The organism is Aeromonas piscicola, from assembly GCF_000820005.1.
Taxonomy (GTDB): Bacteria; Pseudomonadota; Gammaproteobacteria; order Enterobacterales; family Aeromonadaceae; genus Aeromonas; species Aeromonas piscicola.
Genome location: NZ_CDBL01000056.1, coordinates 83,464 through 93,631, shown reverse-complemented (window position 1 = coordinate 93,631; position 10,168 = coordinate 83,464). Strand labels below are relative to the sequence as shown.

Annotated in this window: 11 protein-coding genes; 4 read left to right on the top strand and 7 right to left on the bottom strand. The window is 64.2% G+C overall.

Features of this window, described 5'->3' with window-relative positions:
• Positions 1 to 32 precede the first annotated feature (32 nt).
• Positions 33 to 590, bottom strand: a complete 558-nt coding sequence (gene hutZ / locus BN1128_RS14725) for a heme utilization protein HutZ (RefSeq protein ID WP_042870057.1) — start codon at positions 588 to 590, stop codon at positions 33 to 35.
• Complete coding sequence (gene hutX, locus BN1128_RS14720) at positions 587 to 1,099, bottom strand: heme utilization cystosolic carrier protein HutX (protein WP_042870054.1); 513 nt, start codon at positions 1,097 to 1,099, stop codon at positions 587 to 589. Before hutX ends, hutZ begins: the two co-directional genes overlap by 4 nt.
• 168 nt (positions 1,100 to 1,267) lie before the next feature.
• Between hutX and BN1128_RS14715 the strand changes: the two genes are divergently transcribed.
• From BN1128_RS14715 to BN1128_RS14705, 3 genes are read left to right on the top strand one after another with little or no spacing between them, the layout of a single operon-like run.
• Complete coding sequence (locus BN1128_RS14715; protein ID WP_042870052.1) at positions 1,268 to 2,107, top strand: heme/hemin ABC transporter substrate-binding protein; 840 nt, start codon at positions 1,268 to 1,270, stop codon at positions 2,105 to 2,107.
• Entirely contained in the window at positions 2,104 to 3,135 is a 1,032-nt protein-coding gene (locus BN1128_RS14710; RefSeq protein WP_042870050.1) for a FecCD family ABC transporter permease, read from the top strand. The genes BN1128_RS14715 and BN1128_RS14710 overlap by 4 nt, the downstream gene beginning before the upstream one ends.
• 13 nt (positions 3,136 to 3,148) lie before the next feature.
• Positions 3,149 to 3,937, top strand: coding sequence for a heme ABC transporter ATP-binding protein (locus BN1128_RS14705; protein ID WP_042870048.1), 789 nt, complete (start codon positions 3,149 to 3,151; stop codon positions 3,935 to 3,937).
• Positions 3,938 to 4,046: 109 nt separating this feature from the next.
• On the opposite strand, the gene BN1128_RS14700 is transcribed toward BN1128_RS14705, so the two are convergent.
• Positions 4,047 to 4,673 (bottom strand): YitT family protein, encoded by a 627-nt coding sequence (locus BN1128_RS14700; RefSeq protein ID WP_005311722.1) that lies wholly within the window; start codon positions 4,671 to 4,673, stop codon positions 4,047 to 4,049.
• Positions 4,674 to 5,005: 332 nt separating this feature from the next.
• On the opposite strand from BN1128_RS14700, the gene BN1128_RS14695 reads away from it, so the two are divergent.
• Positions 5,006 to 6,019 (top strand): NAD-dependent epimerase, encoded by a 1,014-nt coding sequence (locus BN1128_RS14695; RefSeq protein WP_042870046.1) that lies wholly within the window; start codon positions 5,006 to 5,008, stop codon positions 6,017 to 6,019.
• A 6-nt stretch (positions 6,020 to 6,025) separates the two neighbouring features.
• Here BN1128_RS14695 and BN1128_RS14690 read toward each other — a convergent pair whose 3' ends face one another.
• The 4 genes from BN1128_RS14690 to xapA all read right to left on the bottom strand — a co-directional run bounded on the left by BN1128_RS14690 (position 6,026) and on the right by xapA (position 9,976).
• Positions 6,026 to 6,940 (bottom strand): DMT family transporter, encoded by a 915-nt coding sequence (locus BN1128_RS14690; protein WP_042870044.1) that lies wholly within the window; start codon positions 6,938 to 6,940, stop codon positions 6,026 to 6,028.
• 58 nt (positions 6,941 to 6,998) lie between these two features.
• Complete coding sequence (gene deoC, locus BN1128_RS14685; RefSeq protein ID WP_042870042.1) at positions 6,999 to 7,790, bottom strand: deoxyribose-phosphate aldolase; 792 nt, start codon at positions 7,788 to 7,790, stop codon at positions 6,999 to 7,001.
• 74 nt (positions 7,791 to 7,864) lie between these two features.
• Positions 7,865 to 9,124, bottom strand: coding sequence for a NupC/NupG family nucleoside CNT transporter (locus tag BN1128_RS14680; RefSeq protein ID WP_042870041.1), 1,260 nt, complete (start codon positions 9,122 to 9,124; stop codon positions 7,865 to 7,867).
• Between the two features lie 24 nt (positions 9,125 to 9,148).
• A complete protein-coding gene (gene xapA / locus BN1128_RS14675) occupies positions 9,149 to 9,976 on the bottom strand; it encodes a xanthosine phosphorylase (protein WP_042870037.1) in 828 nt (275 codons plus the stop codon).
• Positions 9,977 to 10,168 lie beyond the last annotated feature (192 nt).

Here is a 10,168-nt window from a genome sequence, read left to right as displayed (position 1 = left end):
GCTGCCCGTTTTTTTATTGCAAAGGCCTGTCGTCAGACTGGCGCATCGGCCGGACTGGTCAGCTCGGCCCCGTTGTCGACCCGCTTGTGCCCTTCCACCAGATGGACGAAGTCCACCAGCTCGTCACCTGAGACGCGAAACGCCTGACCGAAGCCCTTGACGAACAGCCCCTGCTCGGGCTTGAGCCGGAACAGCACGAAATCCTTGAGGTTGGAGAGCCCCTTGACGATGTCGCCGAAGCGCCCTTCCAGCGCGGCGATCGCCTGGCCCCAGCGCTCGTCATCGCGGGCCACCACCTCGGCCACGGCGTCAAAGGTGAGCCGCTTGCGGGCAAACAGCTCGCGGGCACCGGTTTCATCCTCGATCAGCATCAGCGACACCTTGGGCACCTGTTGCAGGTTGCGGGCGTGACGGGCGATCTCGGAGATGAGCACATAGTAGCCATCCTCCTGCAGCACGAAGGGAGCATAGCTGGCATTGGGGTTGCCTTCGCTGTCCACCGTCGCCAGTTGCAGGGTGTGGCAACCGTCGCGAAACTCGCGGATCTCCGGTTGCAGGCGATTCTGCAGACGCTCCTGACGTTCACTCATGCTTTTAGTTCCTCTTGGTACTGGTGGCGCAAGGCCATGAAGCGTTCCACCTGAGCTGGCAGCAGCTGGCGCTGCTCGTCACGTCCCAGATAGACCTTGAAAATACAGCGGCCGCTGTGGCCAAAGAACTGGAAGGAGTGCCCCTCCTTGCCCATGAACAGCTTGCTGACCAGTGCCATGCCGACCACGTTGTCGAGCTTGAGGTGACCATGCATCTCGCCATCGCGCCCCATCAGGTTGTAGTAGCCGCGGGCGCTCTTGCCCTTGGGAAACGGCGCCTTCATCTCGAAGATGGAGCCATCGGATTCGATGATGGTGGTCACCTGACCCCAATCCGCCAGATCCGCCAGCAGGGCTTCGGCCCGCTCGGCGGGCACCAGGGTCACCAGCTCGGCAGGCAGGTGTCGTACCACCTCCCACTCGCTGACCGCCAGCTCGCTGGCAATGGTGGAAGGATGGGCGCTGGGGTCTTGTTCCAGCAGCTCATGAATGCGTTGTGCAATGCTCATAGGTTCTCCCTTGGGATGCGTGCTGCATCCCTCTCCTGTCATGGCGAATACTCTAATAAAGCACCAGAGCCAATGCAATTGATAATCGCTTTCATTCTCAGTGCATTTTTTTCACCGGCTTGATATTCTCGGCGGCAACCCAACTTCATTCACCCTTCGGAGGTTAGCATGGGCCGTCGTTTTGCCCTCGCACTCAGCCTGCTCGGCTGCTCAACCCTTTCCCTGTCTGCTGCCGCGCAGGAACGTATCGTCAGCATAGGCCCGGCCACCACAGAACTCATTCTGGCACTGGGCGGTGAACAGAGCCTGATCGCTACCGACATCAGCAGCACTGAACCGAAAAATCTGCCCAGGGTCGGTTATCACCGCGCCCTCGCCGCCGAGGGGATCCTCAGTCTGGCGCCGACCCGGCTGATCGGCAGCGACGAGATGGGGCCGCCGCCGGCGCTGGAGCAGTTGCGCCGCGCCGGAGTCGAGGTGGACGTGCTGCCGACCGCACCGACCCTCGCCAACCTCAACCAGCGCATCGATACCCTGGCCGGCCTGCTCAATGACCCGGCCGCCGGCATGCGATTGAAAGCCAAGATCCAAGCCCAGACAGCGCAACTGGCGGCACAGGCGAAGCAGAACAAGCCGCTCAAGGTGGTCTTCCTGCTGCTGCACAAGGGGCAACCCACCAGCATAGCCGGCGGCAATACCACCGCCAGCGCCCTGCTCACCCTGGCGGGCGGCGTCAATCCGGTGGCCCAGCTGAGCGACTACAAGCCCGTCTCCACCGAATCCCTGATCGAGCTGCAACCGGATCTGGTGCTGGTGAGCGGCCGCGACTGGCAGCAGTATCAGGATCCGGAAGCAGTGCTGAGCCAAGTACCCGCGCTCACCGCCACCCCGGCGGGTAAAAACCGGGCCATCCACGCCATCGACGGCCACGCCCTGCAAGGGGGCCTCAGCCTCACCTCGTTGCACCAGGCAAACCAGATCGCCAAGTGGATCAAGCTGGGTTCATGATGCGCCTGCCTCTGCCCTGGCTTTTCGCGCTCACCGGCGGCGCGCTGGCGCTGCTGCTGGTCGGGTCGCTGGCGACCGGCCCCATGGCGCTCTCCCTCGGCGAGAGCCTGCGTGCCCTGGTCGCCGGGCAGGAGAGCGGGATTGCGGCCCACAAGCTCTTGATCGTGCAGGAGATCCGCCTGCCACGTACCCTGCTCTGCATCGCCGTGGGAGGCATACTCGGCCTCTGTGGCGCCGTCATGCAGGGGCTGTTTCGCAATCCGCTGGCCGACCCCGGCATCATAGGGGTCTCCGGTGGGGCTGCGCTCGGCGCCGCGCTGGCCATAGTGCTGCTGGCGCCCCTCGGCCAGCAGTGGCAAAGCCTGCTCGGCATAGGTCTGCTGCCCCTGCTCGCCTTCCTCGGCGGGGCGCTTACCACCACGCTGGTATATTTGCTCGGCACCCGGGAAGGGGGAACGTCCGTCACCGTCATGTTGCTGGCGGGGGTGGCCATCACGGCACTGTCCGGCGCCGTGATAGGGCTGCTCACCTACCTGGCCGACGACCAGATGCTGCGCAACCTGAGCCTGTGGCAGATGGGCACCCTGGCGGCGGGCAAGCCAGTGGACGTGGCGCTGGCGCTGGCCACCCTGATCGTTCTGCTGCTGCTGTTCATGCGCGATGCCAATCCCCTCAACGCCCTCTTGCTGGGGGAAGGGGAGGCCCGTCATCTGGGAGTCAATGTGCAATCTCTCAAGCGGCGCCTGATCCTGCTCACCGCCGCCGGGGTCGGCGTGGCCGTCGCCGTGGCGGGCATGATCGGCTTCGTCGGTCTGGTGGTGCCCCATCTGGTGCGGCTGCTGGCCGGCCCCAACCACGTCAGGCTGCTGCCGCTCTCTGCCCTGCTGGGCGCCGCCCTGCTGCTGGGCGCCGACATGCTGGCCCGCACCCTGCTGGCACCGGCCGAGCTGCCGGTCGGCATCATCACAGCCCTGCTGGGCGCCCCCTTCTTCATCTGGCTGCTGGTCAAGGGCCGCCGGACGCTTTAACCGGAGGTCTATCTTGCCTGCATCAACGCCCCTGCTGCGCTGTCACCAGCTCAGCCTCACCCGAGCTGGCCGCCCCATCCTGGACAGGCTCGACCTCAGCCTGCAGGCCGGCACGCTCACCGCCCTGCTCGGCCCCAACGGCGCAGGCAAGAGCTCGCTGCTCAAGTGTCTGACCGGCGAGCTGGAACACGAGGGGGAGATAAGCCTGTTTGGCCGGGAGCGGCAAGCCTGGCCCACCATGGAACTGGCCCACAGCGTCGGCGTGCTGCCGCAGAGCTCGTCCCTCAACTTTCCGTTTCTGTGCGAAGAGGTGGTCGCCATGGGACGCCTGCCCCACAGCGAGCCCGCCAGCCGGCGCGACCAAATAGTGCGGGCCGCCATGACCCATGCCGGGGTCGAGCACCTGGCTAGCCGCCTCTATCCCGGCCTCTCCGGCGGGGAGCGGCAGCGGGTGCAGTTCGCCCGGGTACTGGCCCAGATCTGGCAGGCACAGGACGATCCCCAGCAGCCACGCCTGCTGCTGCTGGACGAGCCCACCTCGGCGCTCGATCTCAAGTACCAACACCAGCTGCTCACCATGGCCCGCGCCCTGGCCGCCCGCAACACAGCCGTGCTGGTGGTGCTGCACGATCTCAATCTGGCGGCCCGTTACGCCGACCGGCTGGTGATGCTGGAGCAGGGCAGACTGATGGCAGACGGCACCCCGGCCGAGGTGTTGACTCCGGCCCTGATCGATCGTCTGTATGACTACTCGGCTCAGGTGATCCATCACCCTGAGACTGGCCTGCCCATGGTGGTATGAGAGGAGTCGGGATCCTGGATAGCAAAAGAGCGCCATCAGGCGCTCTGTTTGTTTGCAAGGCGTGGCGGGCTAATTGCCTGCCAAACAGCCTCATATGATTCTTTGTTCGTCAAGCGATCTGATAGCGGCCCGGCTTGTGATTGAGTGTCAACACCAGGTTACAGATGATGGCCGCCACCACGGAGAGCGCCAGGATCCAGGGCTGCACCACGAAGCAGGAGGCGATGACTATGGTGCAATCAAGCCCCATTTGCAGCTTGCCGGCGCGGATGCCGAAGCGGTCCTGGATAAACAGCGCCAGTATGTTGAAGCCACCCAGGCTCGATTTGTGGCGGAACATGATGAGCAGCCCCATGCCGATCAGGGTGCCTCCGATCAGGGCCGCATAGACGGGTTCTATCTTGCCTATCTGCAGCACGGCATTGAGGTGATCCGTCATGAAGGAGACGGCGGCCACGGAGACGAAGGTGTTGAGGGTGAAGCGCGGCCCCATCCTGAGCCAGGCCAGGGCGTAAAACGGCAAGTTCATGCCGAAGAACAGCAGGCCGAAGCTCAGCCCCGTCACCTGTTGCAGCAGCAGCGCCAGCCCGGCGGTGCCGCCGGTGAGCAGGCCGACCTGATGAAACAGGAAGATGCCGAGTGAAACGAAACCGGCTGCGGTCAGCAGGGCGAGTACATCTTCATAGAGGGGATGCGCAGAACGGGCTGAGCGCGCAGAGCCTGGGGTGTTGTCCATAACCTGTATCCAATAGCGAAGTGAAAAGAGTGTCTTGTGTCCGCCGTGGCGGACGCGAGCCCTGTCCGCAGGGCTTCGTTATGGGCTCCAGTCTATTTTTTGCGACCAGGATCACAATAGCCACGGGGAACGCCCCGTTTTGGTGCCTGTCATTCTCCATTGACAGCCAGTGCACCAAGATGCAGCATGCCGCGCCTGACGAGCCAGCCCTCGTCCACCATGGCGCCGCCTCCATGTGGCGCCGGGACCCGCGCTCTGGTACAAAGCGCCCAGCCCTTTTTCAGCCCCCACTCAGGACCACAGGCCCCCATGATCAGCACAGGACAACACGTATGAAATATCTGGTGACAGGCGCCGCCGGCTTTATCGGCTTTCACGTCGCCAGACGGCTGTGCGAGGCGGGCCATCAGGTGGTGGGGCTGGACAACCTCAACGACTACTACGAGGTGAGCCTGAAGCGGGCCAGACTGTCACGGCTGGTCTCCTTCCCCCATTTCCGCTTCGAACGGCGGGAGCTGGCGGATCGGGACGGCATGGCGACCCTGTTTGCCGAGAGCGGGTTCGAGCGGGTGATCCACCTGGGGGCCCAGGCGGGGGTGCGCCATTCACTGGAGAACCCGTTTGCCTATGCCGACAGCAACCTCACCGGCATGCTGACCGTGCTGGAAGGCTGCCGCCAGCACGGCATAAACCATCTGATCTACGCCTCCTCCAGCTCCGTCTATGGTCTGAGCGATCAGATGCCCTTCTCCACCGAACAGCCGGCGGATCACCCCGTCTCCCTCTATGCCGCCACCAAGAAGAGCGGCGAGCTGATGGCCCACGCCTACTCGGCGCTCTACGGCCTGCCCACCACAGGGCTGCGCTTTTTTACCGTCTACGGCCCCTGGGGTCGCCCCGACATGGCCATCGCCAAGTTCACCCGCGCCATCCTGGCCGGCGAGCCCATCGACGTGTACAACCAGGGCCTGCTCAGCCGCGACTTTACCTACATAGACGACATAGTGGACGGCATACTCGCCGTCGCCGAACTGCCGCCGCGCGCCAATCCGCACTGGCACGCCAGCCAGGGCAGCCTGGCCGAAAGCGCCGCCCCCTACCGCCTCCTCAACATAGGCAACGGCCAGCCGGTACGGCTGCTCGACTTCATCGAGGCGCTGGAGCAGGCGCTGGACAGGCCCGCCATCAAGCGGATGCTGCCGATGCAGGCCGGCGACATGCACGCCACCTGGGCCGACAGCGAGCCCCTGCACACCTTCACGGGCACCCGCCCCGCCACCCCGCTCAGGCAGGGCGTCGCCGAGTTCGTGCGCTGGTATCTGGCCTACCACCAGGTCGCCGATTGAACCCACTCAGGGCCTGCCGGAGCGCACCCTGACCGATCCTCGCACCATCACCACCATGGTCAGCACCACCCCGAGCACGCCCCAGCCCACCTGATGCCATGCCACCAGCTCCCCCGTCAGGCTGCTGAAAAGCAGCACCAGCACGGGGATCAGATAGGTGTAGGCCGAGACCTGCTCCGGCTGTAGTACCACGCTGCCCTGCTGGAACAGAAAGAAGCTGAGCGCGGTGGCAAACAGCGCCAGATAGCCCATCCCGAACCAGAGCGGCAGCGACACCTGGCCCCAGTCGGTCGCCAGCAACCGGGGTGCCGTCACCAGGGTGAGCAGCAGGGTGGCGCAGATCAGGGTCCAGCAGGTGAGATGGACGAACGACTCCCCCCGGTAGTAGCGCTTGATCAGGATGGGATTGAGGGCCATGGCCACACAACCGAGCAGATAGATACGATTGCTGGGGGTGAGGCTCAGGCTCGCCACCAGTCCCAGTTCCCCTCGAAAAATGATGAGGGCGGCGGCCACCATGCCCCCCAGCAAAGCAAACGCCATCGACCAGCCAATGCGGCGCTGGAAGATCAGCATGCTGGCCAGGGCACTGATGAGCGGTACCGTGGTGTAGAGGGCACTGGCATCGAGGGCGCTGGTCTCCTGCAGCGCCACGAACATGGCGACGAAGTAGCAGAGCGCTGGCAGCGAGATGAGGGTATAGCGCCCCAGATCCCGCAGTGAAGGCCGTTGCAGTCGCCGCTGGCAAGCCAGCAGAGTCACGAAAGTGAGCGCCGCCAGCAGGTAGCGCACCCAGGTGACCACCAGGGGATCCAGCACGGCGGTGAGCGCACTGCCGATGGGAAACGACAGGCTGATGAGCAGGGTGAACAGCAGTACCTTGCCGTGGGCCTGAATGAAATGAAAACGGGGATGGGACATGTAATACACCTGTAATGACGGGCGCCCTGCAGGACGCCGGTCTGGCTGGGAGTTTCGTTCAGTAACCGCTGCCAACAGCGGCCGGGGTTTCGCCGTCCAGGGTCGCCAGCAACTGGCCGAGCAGACTGGAGGCGCCAAAGCGAAAGTGGTCGGCATCGAGCCAGGTTTCGCCACAGCATTCGGCCGCCATGGCCAGATAGTCGGCAGCCTCCCGGGCACTTCTCACCCCGCCCGCCGCCTTGAACCCCACATGATCCTGTGCCCCCAGCTCGGCGATGGTCGCCAGCATGATGCGACTGGCTTCAGGCGTGGCATTGACCGGCACCTTGCCGGTGGAGGTCTTGATGAAGTCGGCCCCCTCCTCGATGGCGAGCATGGAAGCCGTGCGGATCAGGGCTGGGGCTTTCAACTCGCCGGATTCGATGATCACCTTGAGCACCCGTGCCCCGCATAGCGCTTTGCAACCGCGCACCAGCGCCCGGGCACGTGTCTCGTCTCCCGCCTGCAACGCACGCCAGGGGATCACCAGATCAATCTCGTCGGCACCATCGATGAGGGCCACACGGGTGTCGGCCAGCACGGCCTCTAGCTCATCGTCGCCATGGGGGAAGTTGACCACGGTCGCCACCTTGATTTGCGGGGTGCCCTGAGCCGCCAGGGTTTGCTTGGCCAGCGCCACGAAACGGGGATAGATACAAACGGCAGCCGTGTTGCCAAAGGGGGTCTGCGCCTGCCGGCAGAGTGCAACGATACGCTCGTCATTGTCATCCGGGTTGAGGCTGGTGAGATCCATCAGTTCGATGGCTCGAACGGCGGCCCATGTCAGATCGAGAGGGGTGGAAGAGGTCATGAGAAGGCTCCGAATTGCGATAATGGGTGATGAAAAGGGGCGCCGCAGCGCCCCGTAGAGAACCTGAGACTCGCTTAGACCAGGGAGAAGAAGACCCCGGCGATGGCGGCGCTCATCAGGTTGGAACAGGTGGCCGCCAGCACGGTGCGCAGGCCGTGGCGGGCGATGAAATCGGTACGGGACGGGCAGAGGGTGCCGAGGCCGCCGATCAGGATCCCCATGGAGGCCAGGTTGGCGAAGCCGCACAAAGCGAAGCTGATGATCACCTTGGACTTCTCCTCCAGCACCTGCAGACCGGCCGCGGTCACAGTGCTGGCGTCCTTCAGGTAGGGGGAGAGATCGCTGTAGGCCACGAACTCGTTCACCACCAGCTTCTTGCCGATCATGGCGCCGGCGATGCCGATGTCCGCCACCGGCACCCCGAGCAGGAAGGCGAGCGGCGAGAAGATCCAGCCCAGGATGATCTCAAGCGAAAGCGGCATGCCCATCATGTCCCCTACCCCGCCGAGCAAGGTGTTGACCAGGGTCACCAGCCCTATCATGGCGATCAGCATGGCGCCGATGGCCGCCGCCAGCTTGAGGCCGCTGCTGGCCCCCTCCCCGGCTGCCGCCAGCACGTTCTCCGGCTTCTTGCCATCAAACTGGATGCTGTGGTCGAAGGCATAGTCCGGCTGGCGGGTCTCGGGGATGATCAGCTTGGCAAACAGGATCCCGCCGGGTGCAGCCATGAAGGAGGCCGCCAGCAGGTACTGCATGTCCACTCCCATCATGGCGTAGCCGGCCAGCACTGTGCCGGAGACCGAGGCCATGCCGCCACACATGACGGCGAAAAACTCGGAGTCGCTCATCTTCGGCATATAGGGCTTGACCACCAGCGGCGCCTCGCTCTGGCCGACGAAGACGTTGGCCACCGCCGACATGGATTCGGTCTGGGAGGTGCCGAGCAGGCGAGCCATGGCGCCGCCGATGAAGCGGATCACCAGCTGCATGATGCCGAGGTAGTAGAGCACGGCGATCAGCGCCGAGAAGAAGACCACCAGCGGCAACACGTTGAGGGCGAACACAAAGCCGATGCCATCCACCGAGAAGTTGACCAGATTGCCGAACAGGAAGTGGATGCCCGCCTTGCCGCTCGCCAGCACGGCATCGACCCCATGGGCCATGCCCTCCAGCGCCCGCCGCCCCAGCGGCACATAGAGCACCAGGGCACCTATGGCCACCTGCAAGGCGAGAGCCAGCCCCACGGTGCGCAGGCGAATGGCCCTGCGGTTGGTCGAGGCGAGAATGGCGATGAGGATCAGCGCCGCCATGCCGAGAAATCCTGCTGCAAACATAGGTGACCTCCTGGTCGTTCCTGCTTACTGGAAGTGGTGCTGGATGAAGGTGTTGATGAGGCGGATGAAGTCCGCTTCCGCCAGCTTGGCGCACTTGAGGGTCTGCTCGTGGGAGAGCTGCACGTCGCCGAGCCCCTCCGCCATGTTGGTGATGGCGCAGATTGCCAGCACCGGCAGACCACAGTGGGCGGCACTGACCACCTCGGGTACCACCGACATGCCCACCACGTCACCACCGATGATCTGCATCATGCGGATCTCGGCGGCTGTCTCGAAGCAGGGGCCGCTGTAGGAGACGAACACCCCCTGATTGACGGCGATCCCCTCGCGCTCTGCGAGCGCCAGCGCCTCGCCCCTCAGCCCCTTGTTATAGGCATTGGCCAGGCTGAAGAAGCGCGGGCCGTAGGCCTCGTCATTGGCGCCCGTCATGGGGGTGCCCGGCATGGTGTTGATGTGATCGTTGAAGATGACCAGGGAGCCGACCCCGATCCGCTCCGGACGCAGCGAACCTGCGGCGTTGGTCACCAGCAGCAGCTCGCAGCCGAGGCGCTGGAAGGTACGCACCGGGGTGGTCATCACCTTCATGGTTTCGTGTTCGTAGTAGTGGCCGCGCCCCTTCATACAGACCACGTCCACCCCGTGCAGCTTGCCGAGCACCAGCTCGCCGCTATGACCGGCTACGGTACTGACCGGGAAGCCGTCCAGCTCCTCGTAGGGGATGGTGACCTTCTCCTCCAGCCCGTCGGCCAGCACGCCGAGGCCTGAACCCAGGATCATGGCCGCGCGGGGGGCAAAACCCAGCTTGCGGGCGAGAATGGTGGCGACGGCGTTGAGTACCGGATCTTGTTGCATGAGCTGCACCTCTTGAGGCTGTAAATGAGAAGATGGGCTCACTCTAGGGGAGGAATTCGGCGATAAAAATCGCTAAAATCGGCCTGACTATCCCGTTTTTCAGCACAATCAAGCGAGCGATAGCAGGCAGAGGGTGTCCAAACGTGCATAAACGGTGCTGATTGGCCCTTATTGTCAATCCGTCGGCGCGCT